General features: G+C 51.3%; 19 protein-coding genes. 12 read left to right on the top strand and 7 right to left on the bottom strand.

The window, feature by feature from the left end:
- Positions 1 to 15 precede the first annotated feature (15 nt).
- Positions 16 to 942: a diguanylate cyclase gene (locus SK39_RS00390; RefSeq protein ID WP_016150225.1), complete on the top strand. Its 927-nt coding sequence runs from the start codon at positions 16 to 18 to the stop codon at positions 940 to 942.
- Positions 943 to 1,225: 283 nt separating this feature from the next.
- Here SK39_RS00390 and mgtS read toward each other — a convergent pair whose 3' ends face one another.
- Positions 1,226 to 1,321 carry a protein MgtS gene (gene mgtS, locus SK39_RS27000; protein ID WP_003032406.1) on the bottom strand — a complete coding sequence of 32 codons (96 nt, stop codon included), beginning with the start codon at positions 1,319 to 1,321 and terminating at the stop codon, positions 1,226 to 1,228.
- Positions 1,322 to 1,807: 486 nt separating this feature from the next.
- Between mgtS and urtA the strand changes: the two genes are divergently transcribed.
- The 5 genes from urtA to urtE are packed head-to-tail and all read left to right on the top strand — an operon-like array spanning position 1,808 to position 7,275.
- On the top strand, positions 1,808 to 3,079 hold the full coding sequence (gene urtA, locus SK39_RS00380; protein ID WP_032935773.1) for an urea ABC transporter substrate-binding protein: 1,272 nt from the start codon (positions 1,808 to 1,810) through the stop codon (positions 3,077 to 3,079).
- A gap of 43 nt (positions 3,080 to 3,122) precedes the next feature.
- Complete coding sequence (urtB, locus tag SK39_RS00375; protein WP_048216477.1) at positions 3,123 to 4,697, top strand: urea ABC transporter permease subunit UrtB; 1,575 nt, start codon at positions 3,123 to 3,125, stop codon at positions 4,695 to 4,697.
- Positions 4,697 to 5,770 (top strand): urea ABC transporter permease subunit UrtC, encoded by a 1,074-nt coding sequence (urtC, locus tag SK39_RS00370; protein WP_016150227.1) that lies wholly within the window; start codon positions 4,697 to 4,699, stop codon positions 5,768 to 5,770. Before urtB ends, urtC begins: the two co-directional genes overlap by 1 nt.
- Positions 5,770 to 6,567: an urea ABC transporter ATP-binding protein UrtD gene (urtD, locus tag SK39_RS00365; protein WP_032935768.1), complete on the top strand. Its 798-nt coding sequence runs from the start codon at positions 5,770 to 5,772 to the stop codon at positions 6,565 to 6,567. The genes urtC and urtD overlap by 1 nt, the downstream gene beginning before the upstream one ends.
- 9 nt (positions 6,568 to 6,576) lie before the next feature.
- Entirely contained in the window at positions 6,577 to 7,275 is a 699-nt protein-coding gene (gene urtE / locus SK39_RS00360) for an urea ABC transporter ATP-binding subunit UrtE (protein ID WP_003836305.1), read from the top strand.
- Between the two features lie 43 nt (positions 7,276 to 7,318).
- Here the strand turns inward: urtE and ydeE are convergent, their stop codons facing one another.
- Complete coding sequence (ydeE, locus tag SK39_RS00355) at positions 7,319 to 8,506, bottom strand: efflux MFS transporter YdeE (protein ID WP_003843627.1); 1,188 nt, start codon at positions 8,504 to 8,506, stop codon at positions 7,319 to 7,321.
- 198 nt (positions 8,507 to 8,704) lie between these two features.
- On the opposite strand from ydeE, the gene eamA reads away from it, so the two are divergent.
- Positions 8,705 to 9,604, top strand: a complete 900-nt coding sequence (eamA, locus tag SK39_RS00350) for an O-acetylserine/cysteine exporter (RefSeq protein WP_048216476.1) — start codon at positions 8,705 to 8,707, stop codon at positions 9,602 to 9,604.
- Positions 9,605 to 9,634: 30 nt separating this feature from the next.
- Here eamA and marB read toward each other — a convergent pair whose 3' ends face one another.
- From marB to marR, 3 genes are read right to left on the bottom strand one after another with little or no spacing between them, the layout of a single operon-like run.
- Positions 9,635 to 9,853, bottom strand: a complete 219-nt coding sequence (gene marB / locus SK39_RS00345; protein ID WP_003032422.1) for a multiple antibiotic resistance protein MarB — start codon at positions 9,851 to 9,853, stop codon at positions 9,635 to 9,637.
- 30 nt (positions 9,854 to 9,883) lie between these two features.
- A complete protein-coding gene (marA, locus tag SK39_RS00340) occupies positions 9,884 to 10,267 on the bottom strand; it encodes an MDR efflux pump AcrAB transcriptional activator MarA (RefSeq protein ID WP_003032424.1) in 384 nt (127 codons plus the stop codon).
- 18 nt (positions 10,268 to 10,285) lie between these two features.
- The gene (marR, locus tag SK39_RS00335) at positions 10,286 to 10,720 is read right to left on the bottom strand and encodes a multiple antibiotic resistance transcriptional regulator MarR (protein ID WP_003032426.1); all 435 of its coding nucleotides are present in this window, start codon (positions 10,718 to 10,720) and stop codon (positions 10,286 to 10,288) included.
- Positions 10,721 to 10,977: 257 nt separating this feature from the next.
- Between marR and SK39_RS00330 the strand changes: the two genes are divergently transcribed.
- Positions 10,978 to 11,643, top strand: coding sequence for a MarC family NAAT transporter (locus tag SK39_RS00330; protein WP_003032428.1), 666 nt, complete (start codon positions 10,978 to 10,980; stop codon positions 11,641 to 11,643).
- A 36-nt stretch (positions 11,644 to 11,679) separates the two neighbouring features.
- Here the strand turns inward: SK39_RS00330 and SK39_RS00325 are convergent, their stop codons facing one another.
- Together SK39_RS00325 and ptrR are read right to left on the bottom strand one after the other, a co-directional pair.
- Positions 11,680 to 12,876: a sugar transporter gene (locus SK39_RS00325; protein WP_003032430.1), complete on the bottom strand. Its 1,197-nt coding sequence runs from the start codon at positions 12,874 to 12,876 to the stop codon at positions 11,680 to 11,682.
- A 222-nt stretch (positions 12,877 to 13,098) separates the two neighbouring features.
- Positions 13,099 to 13,974 carry a putrescine utilization regulator PtrR gene (gene ptrR, locus SK39_RS00320; protein WP_003032431.1) on the bottom strand — a complete coding sequence of 292 codons (876 nt, stop codon included), beginning with the start codon at positions 13,972 to 13,974 and terminating at the stop codon, positions 13,099 to 13,101.
- Positions 13,975 to 14,077: 103 nt separating this feature from the next.
- Here ptrR and sad point away from each other — a divergent pair, with 103 nt between their 5' ends.
- The 4 genes from sad to SK39_RS00300 all read left to right on the top strand — a co-directional run bounded on the left by sad (position 14,078) and on the right by SK39_RS00300 (position 18,495).
- The gene (gene sad / locus SK39_RS00315; protein ID WP_048216475.1) at positions 14,078 to 15,466 is read left to right on the top strand and encodes a succinate-semialdehyde dehydrogenase; all 1,389 of its coding nucleotides are present in this window, start codon (positions 14,078 to 14,080) and stop codon (positions 15,464 to 15,466) included.
- A 103-nt stretch (positions 15,467 to 15,569) separates the two neighbouring features.
- Positions 15,570 to 17,147 carry a methyl-accepting chemotaxis protein gene (locus SK39_RS00310; RefSeq protein ID WP_048216474.1) on the top strand — a complete coding sequence of 526 codons (1,578 nt, stop codon included), beginning with the start codon at positions 15,570 to 15,572 and terminating at the stop codon, positions 17,145 to 17,147.
- Between the two features lie 62 nt (positions 17,148 to 17,209).
- Entirely contained in the window at positions 17,210 to 18,136 is a 927-nt protein-coding gene (gene glsB / locus SK39_RS00305) for a glutaminase B (protein WP_003032436.1), read from the top strand.
- Positions 18,136 to 18,495: a DUF4186 domain-containing protein gene (locus SK39_RS00300; protein ID WP_003836300.1), complete on the top strand. Its 360-nt coding sequence runs from the start codon at positions 18,136 to 18,138 to the stop codon at positions 18,493 to 18,495. The genes glsB and SK39_RS00300 overlap by 1 nt, the downstream gene beginning before the upstream one ends.
- Positions 18,496 to 18,559 lie beyond the last annotated feature (64 nt).

Below are 18,559 nucleotides of genomic sequence, written 5' to 3'. Positions count from 1 at the left end.
GGGAGAGAGAACGTGATGATGAGAAATACGAAGGAAATAGATGCAATCATAAATGAGTTGAACAACTCAATTGATGCCCACTACAAATGGCTGGTAAAAATGTTCCGCTGCGCAGTGTCCTCAGATGTTACTCATCCCGATATTACGGGTGACAACGCTCATTCTGTTTGTCGATTTGGGAAATGGATAAATGATCAATCGCTGAACAATGAGGATGGTAGTAGTTATGTGAGCAAGATTTATTCTGCTCATGAAAAAATGCATGTAATAGGAAAGGAGTTGCTATTGGCAATAGTGGAGAATCGTAGCCATCCATGGCATTTCGACAGCTTCCAGGACGCGCTATTGGCATTTACGTCTGCTGTAATGGACTACAAGATATATTTATTGAATATCCGCAGTAATATCGATGTATTAACGGGTTTACCCGGGAGAAGAATGCTTGATGAGTCATTTGACCAACAACTACTCGATGCCGAACCGCTTAATCTCTATATATTGTTGTTAGATATCGATCGTTTTAAATACGTTAACGATACCTACGGCCATTTGGTTGGTGACGTTGTATTGCGGGCTCTGGCATCAAATTTATTGTCATGGACGCGATATGATGAGGTGGCGTACCGCTACGGTGGAGAAGAGTTCATTATCATCATCAGAACAAAAACGGACGAGCAGGCATGCCAGGCGGGTTTGAGACTTTGTCGTTTGATTGGTCAGAAAAAAATTCCCTACTCTGATGGAGAGATCGCTATCACGGTAACGGCTGGCATAACCCGGGTTCAACCGGGTGAAACGCTGGATACCGCGCTTGGTCGGGCTGACAGGGCGATGTATCAGGGGAAACAGACCGGCAGAAATCGCTGTATGTTTATGGATGAAAATGAGCAGATCGCGTTGGTGGACACCAATGACGGGACCTCGTATCCCCTCAGTGCGTGAGTTTTCGAAAACGCTTTGAGGTAGTTGCGTTTCGTTTAACTTTCATTGGGGTTGTTGATGATAGGTTAGCTGACTATCCGTTATCTTCGCAGGGAATTGCCAGATAGCGTATAAAAGCAAAACACAAATCTATCCATGCAAGCATTTACCGCTGGTTTATCCGGCGGTTTTTTTTATCTGTAAATCAGGAAAAAGGTACCACGAGCGCGATTTGGGAAAAAAAATGGCCCCTTGTGCAGCTACGCAACAAGGGGCCGGGTCGGTGCAGGACTATCTCCGTTCATCAATCATCCCATCTGTGGCTAAAATACGCGGCCAGGAAACCGGAAAATAAAATAATTCCCAGAACAGCCATAAAAATATTCATATTACCCAGCATAGTAAATGCTCCTTTATCTGTGAGTTTCCTCTCTTACCTTAAGTTCACCTCGCTTATGACTATAGTAGCAATTCAATCTTAAACAAAGGCTGAACTGTGTGATTATTTCGGCTGAAAAGTAAATTTTTGACATGAGCACGTCGAATAAAATAAATAATAGTGACGAGACACATTTATCTGCGCACAAATAATCCTGTTTTTAAACCCTGAGACGCTGCTATGACAGTGTGCTGCTGACACAGATTGTTGCACGTTTATAATGCAGAGTTGTCTCATGGTGGTTCAATTTTTTGTTTGATTAACCCGTTTGGCGGGAAAATGTAATACTGATTTTTGTGCGCGAGATGCTAATCTGTTGATTTTATATGATGTTTTAATATCTGGCATCGTTTTTGCCTTATCACTTCTGAACACCTTTAATTTGCACCGTTTTGTCTGCCCGGCTGCACCGGAGCTTTCAGCAAGTTTAATTTCAGGAGTGAAACTATGCAGCGTCGTACATTTTTAAAAGCTTTTGCACTTTCTGCCTCTGTTGTAGCAATGGGCGTGAGTTTTAGCGTTCAGGCAGCCGACACCATCAAAGTTGGCATCATGCATTCTTTATCCGGCACGATGGCCATATCCGAAACGCCGCTAAAAGATGTGGCGTTGATGACCATCGATGAAATTAATGCTCAGGGCGGTGTGTTGGGTAAAAAGCTGGAACCGGTGGTGGTTGACCCGGCCTCGAACTGGCCCTTATTTGCTGAAAAAGCAAGGCAGTTGCTGAGTCAGGATAAGGTAGCGGTAGTTTTTGGCTGCTGGACATCGGTTTCGCGTAAATCGGTTCTACCAGTATTTGAAGAATTGAACGGTCTGCTGTTTTACCCAGTGCAATATGAAGGTGAGGAGATGTCGCCTAACGTCTTCTATACCGGCGCAGCCCCCAACCAGCAGGCGATCCCTGCGGTTGAGTATCTGATGAGTGAGGACGGCGGCAGCGCGAAACGCTTCTTCCTGCTGGGCACGGATTATGTTTATCCACGCACGACCAACAAAATTCTACGCGCCTTTTTGCACTCAAAAGGAGTTGCCGATAAAGACATCGAAGAGGTGTACACCCCATTCGGACACAGCGATTACCAGACCATTGTCGCCAGTATTAAAAAATTCGCCGCAGGGGGGAAAACGGCGGTGGTATCAACCATCAACGGCGATTCTAACGTTCCATTCTATAAAGAGTTGGCCAACCAGGGCCTGAAAGCCACCGATGTTCCTGTGGTGGCATTCTCCGTGGGTGAGGAGGAGTTACGCGGTATTGATACCAAACCGCTGGTGGGCAACCTTGCAGCCTGGAACTACTTTGAGTCCGTCGATAACGCTGCCAACAAGAAGTTTGTCGCGGATTACCGGGCGTATGCCAAAGCGCACAAATTACCAAATGCTGAATCGGTGGTGACAAACGACCCCATGGAAGCTACGTATGTTGGCCTCCATATGTGGGCGCAGGCGGTAGAAAAAGCCGGAACGACCGATGTGGATAAAGTTCGCGCTGCAATGGCGGGGCAATCCTTCGCTGCGCCATCAGGCTTTACCCTGACCATGGATGCGACCAACCATCACCTGCATAAACCCGTCATGATTGGCGAGATTGAGGGCAATGGCCAGTTTAACGTGGTATGGCAAACCGATGAGCCGGTCCGCGCCCAGCCATGGAGTCCGTACATCGCTGGTAATGATAAAAAATCTGAACAGCCTGTGAAAACCGCCAGCAACTGATCGTGTGCCCTCCTGCGGGAGGGTACCGCTTTGGAGAACGCTCATGAAAGCTATGCGCTTTATTCGTGGTGTGTTGTTGCTGACGTGGTTTTTGCCGTGGATAGCACAGGCATCAGATGCCGATACCTTTACAGCCGCAAATCGAACTCAGCAGGCCGCCTTGCTTGAACAATGGGCGGTGAATCCCGATGTTCAGCGCATCCCGCTGCTCAGCGCGTTGCGAGATGAGAATCTGCTGACTGATAACGCGAAAAATACCTTCATCATGAACGGCTCGCACGCACAACCGTTAGGAACAGCGACAACCCCAAACGGCGAGCTAAAAAAAATTCGCCTGACTAACCGCCTGCGTAATCTGGTGGCAGGAGCGTTGGCTGTCCATCTGTTTTTAAGTGACAGTGTCACGACAAGGTTAGAGGCAGCTCGTACATTACAGCGTGAGGCACAGCCGGATATGCTGCCGTTTTTACAGCAACGACTGGCTCAGGAGTCAAATGGTGATGTGAAATCCGCGCTGGCTATTGCACTGGCAAATCTGCAGCTGAACAGTTCCTCGCCGGAGGTCAGACGTCAGGCAATCGAACTATTAGGGTCGTCAAATGATCCTGAAACTCAGGCGCGCCTGCAACCATTCACCCAGGCTGAACATGAACCCGATACCCGCGTGCGTGCTGCCGCTGGCGAAAGCCTGAATTCCATCGCGCATCGCATGAAGATTGGCGATCTTCTTGGACAGGCCTTTATGGGGCTGTCACTGGGCTCAATTTTGCTGCTGGCGGCATTGGGTCTGGCTATAACCTATGGATTACTCGGCGTCATTAATATGGCGCATGGCGAGATGTTAATGCTCGGGGCTTACTGTACCTGGATGGTACAACAGCTGATGAGCCAGTTTTTCCCGCAATGGCTAGCCTGGTATCCGGTTATTGCGCTGCCGGTTGCCTTTTTACTTACCGCGGCGGTGGGAATGCTGCTTGAGCGCGGGGTGATCCGCCATTTATACGGGCGTCCTCTCGAAACGCTGCTGGCGACCTGGGGGATCAGCCTGATGCTCATCCAGTTGGTGCGTATGTCCTTCGGCGCGCAAAACCTGGAAGTCGCCAATCCGGCATGGCTTTCAGGGGGGATTCAGGTTTATGCCAATCTGATTTTACCGTGGAACCGAATTGTGGTGCTTGGCTTTGCCATGCTGGTGCTGTTCTTTACATGGCTGCTGTTGAATAAAACGCGTCTCGGGCTGCGTGTGCGTGCCGTGACGCAAAATCGCAATATGGCGGCCTGCTGCGGCGTACCTACCGGACGAGTCGATATGCTGGCCTTTGGCCTTGGTTCAGGCATTGCCGGACTGGGAGGCGTGGCGCTCTCGCAATTAGGTAACGTAGGACCGGAGTTGGGGCAAAGCTACATTATCGATTCTTTTTTGGTGGTGGTACTGGGCGGCGTGGGACAACTCGCCGGGAGCGTGGCCGCGGCGTTTGGACTGGGGATCTTCAATAAAATTCTGGAGCCTCAGGTGGGGGCGGTTCTAGGCAAAATCATGATTCTGGTGCTGATTATTCTGTTTATTCAGAAACGTCCGCAGGGGTTGTTCGCGCTAAAAGGGAGGGTTATTGACTGATGACGATGCCAATGACATTAACGCTGGCGCGTAAAGCGCCACGCGCGACGCGCATCCTGGGGCTGGGGTTATTGCTGGCGTTGATTACTCTGCCGTTTCTTGCGCTGTTACCTGCGGACCATCCGCTGGCTATATCGGTGTGGACGCTAACGCTGGCCGGGAAAATTCTCTGTTATGCCATTGTGGCGGTCGCACTGGATCTGGTGTGGGGCTATGCCGGCATGCTCTCGCTGGGACACGGTATTTTCTTTGCGCTGGGAGGGTATGCGATGGGAATGTACCTGATGCGCCAGGCATCTGGCGAAGGATTACCGGCCTTCATGTCATTCCTGTCGTGGAGCGAGTTGCCGTGGTTTTGGTGGGGGACGCAACATTTTATCTGGGCGCTCCTGCTGGTCGTTCTGGTTCCTGGCCTGCTGGCGCTGGTATTCGGTTGGTTTGCCTTTCGGTCAAAAATCAAAGGGGTCTATTTCTCTATCATGACCCAGGCCCTGACTTTCGCAGGAATGCTGCTGTTTTTTCGCAACGAAACGGGTTTTGGGGGAAATAACGGTTTTACCGGCTTTACCACCATTCTGGGATTCCCGGTAACCGCCACCTCAACTCGTATCGCGCTGTTTCTGGCGACGGTCATGCTGCTGGTGCTGGCATTATGGCTGGGACTGGCGCTGGCCCGCAGTAAGTTCGGTCGTATTTTGACTGCCGTGCGGGATGCAGAGAACCGTCTGATGTTCTGTGGTTACGATCCGAAAGGTTTCAAGTTACTGGTGTGGACGCTTTCCGCTGTACTGTGCGGCCTGGCAGGGGCGCTGTATGTTCCGCAGGTGGGGATCATTAACCCCAGCGAAATGTCGCCGACCAACTCGATTGAAGCGGCGATTTGGGTTGCCCTCGGCGGACGTGGAACCCTGATCGGCCCGGTATTCGGCGCCGTGTTGGTGAACGGTGCGAAAAGCCTGTTTACGGTGATTATGCCGGAATACTGGCAGCTGTTTCTTGGCCTGATCTTTATTGGCGTTACGCTGTTTTTACCCCGAGGGGTAATTGGTCTGTTTCGCAAGGGAGACAAATAATGCAACCAGATGAAGGGCTATTTACTCGCCAGATGCCGGGGGATCGGTTTCGCAACCAGACTGATCCGGTGCTACAGCTGGAAAAAATTAACGTTAACTTCGATGGATTTCAGGCGCTAACCGATCTCACGCTCAATATTGGGGTTGGGGAACTGCGTTGCATCATCGGGCCCAACGGCGCCGGAAAAACGACGTTAATGGATGTCATTACCGGCAAAACCAGGCCGCAAAGTGGTCGTGCGATATACGATCAGTCGACCGACTTAACGACGCTGGATCCCATTGCCATTGCGCGTCAGGGGATTGGACGAAAATTTCAAAAGCCCACGGTATTTGAAGCATTAACGGTGGAAGAGAACCTGGAGCTGGCGCTGAAAAATGATAAATCTGTCTGGGGTTCTCTACGGGCACGACTCTCAGGCGAACAACGGGATCGTATTGATGAAGTACTGGCGCTGTTGCGGCTGGGTAATGAGCGGGCCCGCCGCGCCGGTCTGCTTTCGCATGGGCAAAAACAGTTTCTCGAAATTGGCATGCTGCTGGTACAGGAGCCGCATTTACTGCTACTGGATGAACCCGCGGCGGGGATGACGGATGCGGAAACGGAATACACGGCGGAGCTGTTTCGCCAGCTTGCCGGTAAGCACTCTCTGATGGTTGTTGAGCACGATATGGGATTTGTCGAAACCATTGCCGATCGCGTCACAGTATTACATCAAGGACGTGTCCTGGCTCAGGGGAGTCTGCGTGAAGTGCAGGCCAACGAGCAGGTTATTGAAGTTTATCTCGGGCGTTAAGGAGTGCAGATGCTGCAGGTGAAAGAACTGAATCAATATTATGGCGGCAGTCATATTCTGCGCGGGGTGAACTTTGAAGCGCGTATCGGTGAGGTGACATGTCTGCTGGGGCGTAACGGCGTGGGGAAAACAACGCTACTGAAGTGTCTGATGGGGCTTATTCCGGCCCGCAGCGGAAGCGTGCTCTGGCAGGAGAAAAATGTCACTCAATGGAAGCCGCATCAGCGGGTCAGGGCCGGTGTGGCGTATGTCCCGCAGGGGCGTGATATTTTTCCGCGTTTGACGGTAGAAGAGAATCTGCTGCTCGGCCTTTCCCGTTTTTCAGCACCGGAGGCACGACATGTGCCGGATGATATTTACGCGCTCTTTCCGGTTTTACAGGAAATGAAGCATCGGCGGGGCGGAGATTTGTCCGGCGGGCAGCAGCAGCAACTGGCGATTGGACGAGCACTGGCAAGTCGCCCACAATTGTTGATCCTTGATGAGCCTACCGAGGGGATCCAGCCGTCGGTGATTAAAGAGATTGGTCAGGTGATTTCCCAACTGGCGCATCGCGGCGATATGGCCATTTTGCTGGTGGAGCAGTTCTATGATTTTGCCGAGCAGCTCGCCGACAAATACCTGTTGATGTCGCGGGGCAGCATTATTCAAAGCGGCGACGGTAAAAATATGGAGGCCGAGGGCGTTCGGGGACTGGTTGCTATCTGAGGTATGCGACAGAGCGACTGTGGCTCTGTCGCGAATATAATAACTAGCAGACCGCCGTCTGGCCCCAGGGTTTGGCGCGCATGCCTTTTATCATTAGCGCCCAGGCAAGAACGATCGCCACTATCAGCGCCACAAACAGCGACCAGGGTGGCAATGTGGTTAAAATGACGCCGCTGACTAATGGGTTAACCGCTGCGCCAAGCCAGCCTAACGACTGGGCAGAAAAATAGCTGGCTTTCATGCCTGCTGGGGCGATGTTGTCGATAAGCATGTATTCACCCGGTGCGTAAATGACTTCGCCGATAGTGAAAAAGGCAGCAGAAATTCCCCATAACAACAGACTGTTGCCGGAGAAAGCGAAACCGACCAGGCCAACGACAAAGAAGACTGTACCCATTGTCATTAACGGGCGGATATTCGTGGCGGTGAGCCTGCGACCAAGTGCGTATTGCAGTGATACTACGATGGCGGCGTTAACGGGCAGGACCACCGCGACGACTTTCTCGGCAAAATCGCCATCGGCGACCACCATAACGTATTGCGAAATACAGGATGCAAAGGCGCCGCCAACGAATGATGCCAAAAATGCTGACAGCGTAAACCAGAATAATGCTCTGTCGCGCAGCAGTACTGAAGGGGACCAAACAGCGGCATTTACACCTTCTGCGGTTGCCGGTGAACGTTTTACCCACGTCTGGATAAACACCAGAGGTAGCGCAGAACAGGCGGCAGCCAGCCAGAACGGCAGGTTAATGCTTTGCATAACCAGCAGCGTGCCCAGCGGCGGACCAACGGTCCAGCCGATGTTCAGCACGGTATAGTTAAGTGAGAAAATTTTCGTTTTGTTGGTCGCAGACAAGTTATCGGCAAACCAGGCTTTCAGCACCGTGGCGAAGACGGAGTAGGCGCAGTTGATCAGGGCAAAGAGCAAAACCACTATCACGACATTATGCACCAGCGGAATAGCAATAAAGCCGGAGGCAAAGCCGCAGATAGCCAGCAACATATAGCGTTTTTTATCGAACTTGTCGGCCAGAATACCAAACCCAAGGCTGAAGACGACGCCTATGGTCAGTGCAACCGTCATCGCATAACCGATCAGGTCGACGCTCAGTTGATACTGTCGACTGAGGTAAATCGTCATAAATGGCAGCGTGGCGCCACGACCAATGGTTAATAACAAAGATGACGCAAGTAACGCGAGAGTGGACCTTCTCAGAGAGATATTCATTTTCCTGCCCGACAATGCATGTTGTTATGTTTTTTTTAGATATCAGAAACAAATAGCATGCTAAAAGTGTGATGTACACCCAATAAGTTGTCCGAAAATGCCCTGTGTGGCCTACCTGAATTAATGATCTGTTACGGTACAACGATTTCCGTTACTTTAACTTGTTTACAAAAATTTAATATTTGCAGGGGCGGTGGTATGTCGCGTAAAGACGGGTTATTGGCGTTACTGGTCGTTGTGGTTTGGGGACTGAACTTTGTTGTCATTAAAGTGGGTTTGCACAATATGCCGCCGTTGATGTTGGCAGGGTTACGCTTTTTGTTGGTGGCGTTCCCGGCGATTTTTTTTGTTGCCCGCCCGAAAATTCCGCTTTCGCTTTTACTCGGCTACGGCCTGACAATTAGTTTTGGACAGTTCGCGTTTCTCTTCAGCGCCATCAAATTTGGTATGCCTGCCGGGTTAGCTTCTCTGGTATTACAGGCTCAGGCGTTTTTCACCATCATTCTGGGGGCATTCGCCTTTGGTGAACGTCTGCAGGGTAAACAGCTGGTAGGAATTGCGCTGGCGGTATTTGGTGTGCTGGTACTGATTGAAGCCAGTCTGAACGGTCAGCATGTTGGCATGCTCGGTTTTATGCTGACGCTGGCGGCGGCGCTAAGCTGGGCCTGCGGCAATATCTTTAACAAAAAAATCATGCAGCATACATCGCGTCCGGCCGTGATGTCGTTGGTGGTATGGAGCGCGTTAATCCCCATTGTTCCGTTCTTCCTGGCCTCATTACTTCTCGATGGTCCAGCGCAAATTACCCAAAGTCTGGTGGCGATAGATATGACAACCATTTTGTCACTGGTGTATCTGGCGTTCGTGGCGACCATTGTGGGTTATGGCATCTGGGGTTCGTTACTCGGACGCTATGAGACCTGGCGGGTAGCGCCGCTATCGCTGTTGGTGCCGGTTGTCGGTCTGGCGAGTGCGGCCGTACTGCTGGACGAAACGCTTAGCGGATTACAGCTACTTGGCGCGCTACTGATCATGGCTGGGCTGTATATCAAAGTGTTTGGTTTTCGGTTGCGTAAAATTGCGTCGGTGAGGGGCTAAAAAAAGCCCCGCGGTTGCGGGGCAATATAATTACAGGTTGCGCAGATTGTAATAAGGCACACCTAATTCGTCGGACTTGTCGCTGCCTGCACCCATATGATTAAAATCGAACGGGGACTGATCGTGCGCAGGGGGCATAATCATCGCGTCGCGACTGTTCTGTGTGGCAGGTTGCGCGGTCTGTTCCGCCATGCTCTGACCCGAAACAACAAACAGCAGGGCCAGCATCGCATAAGACAGAAGTTTCATGATTTCCTCGGTTACGTCGTTAACTGGCGATTAGCAATTACATTGATTGAGTGGAAGCAAATAGCGCGATTCGCCATGCATATTCGTCATACGGTATTTGTGCGGCGGAACATCAAAATAGTTTTTGAATGTCCGGGTCAGCGTCTGCTGAGACTCAAAACCGTAACGCTCTGCCAGATAAAGAATGGGCTCGTTACTCTCTTTTAATTTTTGCGCTATTTCAGTCATTTTACGGCTGCGAATGTATTGACCCAGTGAATGACCGGTTTCTTTTTTAAACATCCGTTGCAGGTGCCATTTGGAGTAACCTGAACGCTCAGACACTTTTTCCAGCGAGAGCGGCGATTCAAGGTTATTTTCGATCCAGTCCAAAATGCTATGAATAGTGATTGTGTCAGTATTGCGTCTGGACATCGTCATACCTCTTTCTGTTTACGGCAGGATTCTCTTAAGCAAGTGCTCAAGTGTGGCTACTTCATCCGCCGTTAAGTTTTTTGTTAGTTCCTGGTGCAGGTCTTGCCCTACTAATTGATGACACTGCTCGCAAATTGCTGCGCCATGATCGGTGAGTTTCACCAGCACGCCACGCTTATCATGTGGATTCGGAAGCCTTTCTATCCAGCCTTTACAGGCCAGTCTGTCCAGCATCCGCGTCAGGGCGCCAAGGTCGACAGACAGCACTTTTTTCAATTCGACAGGGGTGATGCACACCGCGCAACGGATGGAGCAGAGCACCTTGAACTGCGATGCCGTGATATCCAGCGGTGACAGATAGTCGTTTAGCAAACGATCTTTTTTCTGATTAACCATATAGATCAAACGACCCAGTGGGATGATTTCGTTAAACAGATCACTGGTGTTTTTCACAATGGTTGCCCTGGCAAGTAGTTAGTCACGGCTGATATTATTGCTTAGGCAAATATAAGTCAAACGAATGGATCCGCAAATGCCACGTTTTGCTAAATCATCAGACTCAATACCTGGCAAGTGGAATTTTAACGGTTTGATAATTATGGTTTATACGTGCGGATGAAAAATGAATCCTTACATCACGAAAATGGCTTATCTCGCGGATTTCACCGTATACTTGCCGCTGACGATTAACGCACAGGAAAGATGACATTATGATGGACTTGTTTAAAGCAATAGGACTGGGGCTGGTAGTCCTGTTACCGTTGGCAAACCCGTTAACCACCGTGGCGTTGTTCCTTGGCCTAGCCGGCAATATGAACAGCGCAGAGCGTAACCGTCAGTCACTCATGGCATCTGTCTATGTATTTGCCATTATGATGGTGGCGTACTACGCCGGGCAGGTGGTAATGAATACGTTCGGGATTTCGATTCCCGGGTTACGTATTGCGGGTGGGTTAATCGTTGCGTTTATCGGCTTCCGGATGCTGTTTCCACAGCAGAAGGCGCATGATTCTCCGGAAGCGAGAAGCAAGTCTGAAGAGCTGGAAGACGAACCGACGGCCAATATCGCTTTTGTACCGCTGGCTATGCCAAGCACTGCCGGTCCGGGGACGATTGCGATGATCATCAGCTCCGCGTCAACCGTGCGTCATGGCTCCGAATTTCCGGACTGGGTGATAATGATCGCGCCGCCGATTATTTTTGCGGTTGTCGGGATTATCCTGTGGGGCTGTTTGCGCAGTTCCGGGGGGATCATGCGGCTGGTCGGTAAAGGTGGTATCGAAGCGATTTCTCGTTTGATGGGCTTCCTGCTGGTGTGTATGGGCGTGCAGTTTATTATTAACGGCGTGCTGGAAATTATCAAAACCTACGCTTAAAACACTATGCCCGGTAATATTTACCGGGCATATTTTTTATGAATGCTGAGGCTGTTCTTCCAGTGATACCGGCCATTTACGAAAGATAATCACCGACCATATCAACGCGGCAACGGCAGGCACTGCGCCGACGTAACCAATCGTAGACATCGACCAGTGCAAACTCACCTGATTGCCTACCAGCGCGCCAGCGCCAATACCGATATTAAAGATTCCTGAGAACAGCGCCATTGCGACGTCAGTCGCATCCGGAGCAAGTGCCAGCACTTTCACCTGCATACCCAGGCCTATCAGCATGATGGCGACGCCCCAGAAAATACTCAGGATGGCAAGGTGCATTTCGCTGTCAGCGGCGGGAAGTAACAGTACCAGGCATATCGTCAACAGGGCAATGGCACTGCTAATCAGTACGGACGCATGCAGATTACCCAGCTTACCGAAAATGACGCTACCGACAATTCCCGCACCACCCAGAACCAGCAACAGGACAGTAGCAAAGTTTGCGCTCAGGCCCGCGACGGTCTGCACAAACGGTTCGATATAGCTATAGGCCGTATAGTGCGCGGTGACCACAATCACCGTCAGTAGATACAGACTCATCAATGCCGGGCGATGGAATAACACGGGCAGGCTTTTTAAAGAGCCGGAGTGCTCACTGGGTAGTTTGGGCAGGAGCTTAATCAGGCAAAGCAGGGTAACTAACGCCCCCATACCGATGGCGAAGAAGGTTGTGCGCCAGCCAAAATACTGACCGACGATACGCCCGATGGGCAGCCCCAATACCATCGCCAGCGCAGTGCCAGTGGCAATCAGGCTGAGAGCCTGTGCACGTTTCCCGGCAGGAGCCAGGCGAATTGCCAGCGATGCGGTGATCGACCAGAAAATAGCGTGCGCAAAGGCAATACCAATACGGCTAATTACCAACACGGTAAAATTCCATGCCAGGAAAGAGAGCACATGGCTGGCGATAAACACAACAAACAGACAGATCAGAAGTTTTCGGCGCTCCACCTGACTGGTAAGTAACATGAAGGGGAGCGACATCAGGGCAACAACCCAGGCGTAGATCGTCAGCATGATCCCGACCTGAGCGGTCTGCATATTAAAGCTTTGTGCGATGTCGGAAAGCAAACCGACAGGGACAAACTCTGTGGTATTGAAAATAAAACCGGCAATGGCAAGCGTAACTACCCGTAGCCACGCGACCTTGCGGGAAACAGTGTCTGTTGTCATATCAAATAAGAGGATTAGCTGCGAAAAGGTAAGGCCGCGATCTTAAAACGTTTGCTGGCGAAAATACAATCATTTTGTGATGCGGATCTCATTTCATTGGCAGGGCGCTACAATTTGCTGCCGAACATTCCTCATATTTTTAAGTATTTCAATAATAATGAAATTCCGGGCGTATGACTTCACCCGGATATACAGTTATTCATGTTCTTTGAGGATAGCCAGCTACTCCGGGCTCTGTGATAACTGAGGGTTCAACACCTCTATAAACGCTTCCAGCTGCCGCGTCATTGCGCCTCTGCGCCAGACCAGCCATGTATTCAGCCAGCGCCAGTTCTCGCTTAGCGGCCAGGCGTTGACCTGATGATGCCCTGGCATGCTCTCCAGCATCGAACGCGGGATCAGTGCGATACCCGCTCCGGCAATGACGCAGGCCAACATACCGTGATATGACTCCATTTCGTGAATGGTGCCGGGCATGGCGCGATCGGCATGAAACCAGCTTTCAAAATGGCGGCGATAGGAACAGTTGGCGCGAAAGGCGTAAATACTGCAACCGTTGACGTCGCTGGCCCGCTGAATGGGGGGATGACCGTTAGGAGTGACAATCATCATCTCTTCACGGTAGACCGGCATTCCTTCAAGGCCTGGATGGGTAATTGGGCCATCGACAAAGGCAGCGTTCAATGTACCGTCGAGCACGCCGTCCAGCATTGTGCCTGAAGGACCCGTTGCTAACGCGAACTGAATTTTGGGGTAACGCTGGTTATATTCAGCCAGCGTGGCGGGGATGCGTACTGCTGCCGTACTTTCAAGCGAGCCGAGAGAGAAGAGTCCTTGCGGCTCATCCCCGGCGACGACCATCCTGGCTTCCTCAACCAGCGCGAGGATCCGCTGGCTGTAGCGCAAAAAGTTGTGCCCGGATGGGGAAAGTCGCAGACGCTGGTTTTCACGAATAAACAGATCAACGCCCAGGTCGGCTTCAAGCTGACGTATACGGGTGGTGAGATTAGATGGCACGCGATGAACCTTCGCAGCGGCCTGCGTAATACTGCCAGTCTCCGCGACGGCATTAAACATTTCCAGCTGCGTCAGATCCATTATTTTCTCTATTCGTGAATGGTATGGTTAATATTATTCATTTTTCAGAAAGAGTAAATATGCTCATGATATAACCATACCCTGCGATAAAGAGAGGCACTTAATGACTATCACAGCAGCAACACATGCGATTTCCATTGACCCTACCAGCGGTGAAAGACTGACGGCGACGCCGTGGGCCAGCGTGGAAGAGATTGATCATGCGCTGAACCTTACAGCGAATGGCTATAGCGAATGGAAACACACTTCTGTTGAGCACCGTGCGCAAATGCTGCGCCATATTGGGCAAGCTCTGCGCCATCGTGCGGAAGAGATGGCGCAGTGTATCTCACGTGAAATGGGTAAACCCATTAAGCAGGCGCGTGCTGAAGTCGCCAAGTCAGCTGCGTTGTGTGACTGGTACGCCGAGCATGGACCGGCGATGCTCAGTCCGGAACCCACGCTGGTGGAGAATAACCAGGCGGTGATTGAGTATCGTCCGGTAGGAACTATTCTGGCGATCATGCCGTGGAACTTCCCACTCTGGCAGGTAATGCGAGGTGCCGTCCCGATTCTGTTGGCCGGAAATGGTTACCTGTTAAAGCATGCGCCTAACGTAACCGGCTGTGCTGCAATTATTGCGCAGGTTTTCGCTGATGCGGGTGTACCGGCAGGGGTTTACGGTTGGGTGAATGCCGATAACGCAGGGGTCAGTCAGATGATCAATGACCCGCGTATCACGGCGGTAACGGTGACGGGTAGTGTTCGTGCTGGTGCGGCGATTGGTGCCCAGGCGGGTGCGGCGCTGAAAAAATGCGTACTTGAACTGGGTGGTTCCGATCCGTTTATTGTTCTTAATGATGCAGACCTCGATCTGGCCGTTAAGGCGGCGGTCGCCGGGCGTTATCAGAATACCGGGCAGGTTTGTGCTGCAGCCAAACGCTTTATTATCGAAGAAGGGATAGCGGCAGAATTTACTTCACGCTTTGTGGCTGCTGCGAGCGCGCTCAAAATGGGCGATCCGCTGAACGAAGAAAACGATCTGGGGCCGATGGCGCGATTTGATCTGCGTGATGAGCTGCACCAGCAGGTTGAAGCCACCCTTGCCGAAGGGGCGCGGTTACTTCTCGGCGGGGAAAAAATTGCGGGTCATGGTAATTACTATGCCGTGACGGTACTGGGCGATGTTACTCCAGAGATGACGGCGTTCCGCCAGGAGCTGTTTGGTCCGGTTGCGGCAATTACTGTGGCGAAGAATGCGGAACATGCCTTAGCGCTGGCGAATGACAGTGATTTCGGCTTATCTGCCACGGTGTTTACTGCGGATGAAGTGCTGGCGCAGAAGATGGCGTCACGCCTGGAGTGTGGTGGCGTATTCATCAATGGTTACAGTGCCAGCGATGCCCGCGTTGCGTTTGGCGGTGTGAAGAAAAGTGGTTTTGGCCGAGAGCTTTCGCACTTTGGTTTGCATGAGTTTTGTAACGTGCAGACTGTCTGGAAAAACCGCCTTTGATGGTGTAGGTGTCTCCGCTGGAGGCACCTGTCTTATTTCTGCAATTTTTCTGTCATTTACTCTCCGTACACTCGCGTCTAACGCTTTGATACAGAAGAGCAATATGAACATAACGCAAATTTTCAGTCGTCTTATACCCCGTCAGTTTGGTCTGTTAACCGGCATTTTTTGCATTATTGCGCTGTTCTCTATTTTGCAGGTCGCGTCCTCCTTAATGCTTTCGGCCTCAGTCAGCGGCGCACAGCATAATGAAGGACGTAATCAACTTGCGCTTATACAGCAGACGAAGGTTGATGAAGCGCGGGTGGCGTTATTATCTGCCAGCGATTTACTTAACCGTGCGGGAGTTTATTTTATGCAGGATGCCGCCACCGGTTCGGACGGGAGTTGGCGTCCGTTAATGGAAGAGGCGTACCGGGCGCTGGCGCAGTCAAAAAGTGCATGGGATGCCTGGCGGGATATGAAACCGCAGCCGGAACCGGATCTAACGGAGAGCTATCAGCGTTTTTATAGCGGTATTCTGGAGCAGGCGGATGGGCTGATGCAGTCAGGTTCCATTGATGCGTTTTTTGCCGTACCCGTGCAGGCCTTTCAGACGGACTTTAACGCTAATTACGCGCGCTTTCAGCAGAACAGTGGGCGAGATGCGGAAGCTGGGCGTCAGCAGCTGTTGGCCAGTCTTGAGCGTTTACAGAATCTATTTTTGTTTATTCCTCTCGTGCTGGTGGTTATTGCCTTTCTGGTCTGGCGCAGTATGTCCCGTTGGGTGATTATGCCACTGCGACGGCTGATCGATCATATCGATATTTTAGCAGCGGGTGACCTGTCTCGCCCGGCCCCGCAGGTGAGTCAGTTCAATCGGGAAGTGACGCAATTAAGTTCGCGTATTGCTGCAATGCAGCAAGGTCTCTGCGCGCTGGTGCAGCAGGTGAACGATGCCACTACTGCAATGGTAGGAAATATCAACGAACTTGCGCAGAACAATAAACAGCTATATCAGCAGTCGGCGAAACAAAGTGAAGAGTTAAGCAGCGTGACATCGCATATTTCGTTGCTGGAAATGCATGTTGAGGATAACAGTGGCTTTGCTGAACTGGCGAATCAACGCGCTGTGCAGGCGCGAGCTGTTGCGGCAGGCGGGGATCGAATGATGGCGACGGTAAATACGTCAATGCAGGCGATTGTGACACGTTCGTCTGAAATGCGAGGTATTACAACGCTTATCGATAATATTGCATTTCAGACAAATATCCTGGCTCTTAACGCGGCAATCGAGGCAGCACATGCCGGGGAGCAAGGGCGTGGGTTTGCCGTGGTTGCGAAAGAAGTTGGGCTGCTGGCGCGAAAAAGCGGTCAGTCTACGCAAAACATTCAGACACTGATTAAACACTCGTTACAGGGCATTGAAGAGGGCTTTCACGCGGTTAACGGACTGGATAAAAATTTGCAGCAGGTTATCGAACTGGTTGAGAATCTTGGCGCGTTGCTGAACGACATTTCGACTGCAACGTTAAATCAAGGGAACAATATTCACCAGTTGACTCGAAAGCTGCATGTCCTGAACGGTGAAGCCCGGCAAACCAGCGAGCTGGTGAATGCTGCATCTGACTCTTCCTTGCAGCTACACCATGAATCCCGCCAGCTTATGCAGGCCGTGGCCAGATTCCGCCTTCCGGCCTGACGCTGCGTATTCAGCTCTGTTATACTCGCAGGCCTTTCATACCTGCGAGCAAGGAGCATGTTGTGGCCAGGGCCATGGACAATTCAATTTTAGAGACCATTGTGCAGCAGGTTCGTCCGCTGATTGGTCAGGGTAAAGTCGCTGATTATATTCCGGCATTAGCCTCTGTCGACGGTTCAAAACTGGGTATTGCTATCTGTACCGTTGATGGACAGCACTATCAGGCGGGAGATGCGCAGGAGCGTTTTTCTATTCAGTCGATTTCAAAGGTGCTCAGCCTGGTCGTGGCAATGCGTCACTATCAGGAAGAGGAGATTTGGCAGCGTGTCGGTAAAGATCCTTCTGGGCATCCTTTTAACTCCCTGGTGCAGCTGGAAATGGAGCAGGGTATTCCTCGCAATCCCTTTATTAACGCCGGGGCGCTGGTGGTTTGCGATATGTTGCAAGGGCGTCTGAGCGCACCGCGTCAACGGATGCTGGAAGTGGTACGGGCGTTAAGCGGTGTTTCGGATATCGCTTATGATGCGACGGTCGCGCGATCAGAGTTTGAACACTCGGCGCGTAATGCCGCTATTGCCTGGCTGATGAAATCCTTCGGCAATTTTCACCATGACGTGACCACCGTTTTGCAAAATTACTTTCACTACTGCGCGCTGAAAATGAGCTGTGTGGAGTTGGCGCGAACTTTTGTCTTTTTGGCAAATCAAGGGCATGCCTTTCATCTTGCGGAACCCGTGGTGACGCCGATGCAGGCCAGGCAGATCAATGCGCTAATGGCGACCAGCGGCATGTATCAGAACGCAGGAGAGTTTGCCTGGCGGGTCGGGCTTCCGGCGAAATCTGGTGTGGGTGGCGGCATCGTGGCGATCGTGCCTCACGAGATGGCGATTGCTGTCTGGAGTCCGGAACTGGACCCGGCGGGAAATTCACTGGCCGGTATCGCCGTGCTGGAGCAATTAACACAACAGCTGGGGCGCTCGGTTTACTGATGAATACGCTCGATCCTCTTTTTGCCCGGTTGGCGAAATCAACGTTTCGCTCACGGTTTCGTCTTGGTCAGAAAGAAAGGCAGTATTGTCTGGATAAAGGGGCGCCGGTTATCGAACAACATGCTGCGGATTTTATTGCTAAACGACTGGCGCCTGCGTTTCCCGCCAATGATGGTAAACAGACTCCCATGCGTGGTCACCCGGTATTTATCGCTCAACATGCTACGGCAACGTGCTGTAGAGGGTGTCTGGCGAAATGGCATGATATACCTCAGGGCGTAGCGCTAAATGATGAACAAAAACGTTACGTTGTCACGGTTATTTATCACTGGTTAGTGCTTCAGATGAACAAGCCATAGATAACATTATCCTATGATATGACCCCTTGTGTTGTGTAATTGTTAAAAGCAGTATGAAGGGGTC

It is taken from the genome of Citrobacter sp. BIDMC107, assembly GCF_001037575.1.
GTDB lineage: Bacteria > Pseudomonadota > Gammaproteobacteria > Enterobacterales > Enterobacteriaceae > Citrobacter > Citrobacter freundii.
This window is presented reverse-complemented; position numbering and strand designations above follow the sequence as displayed.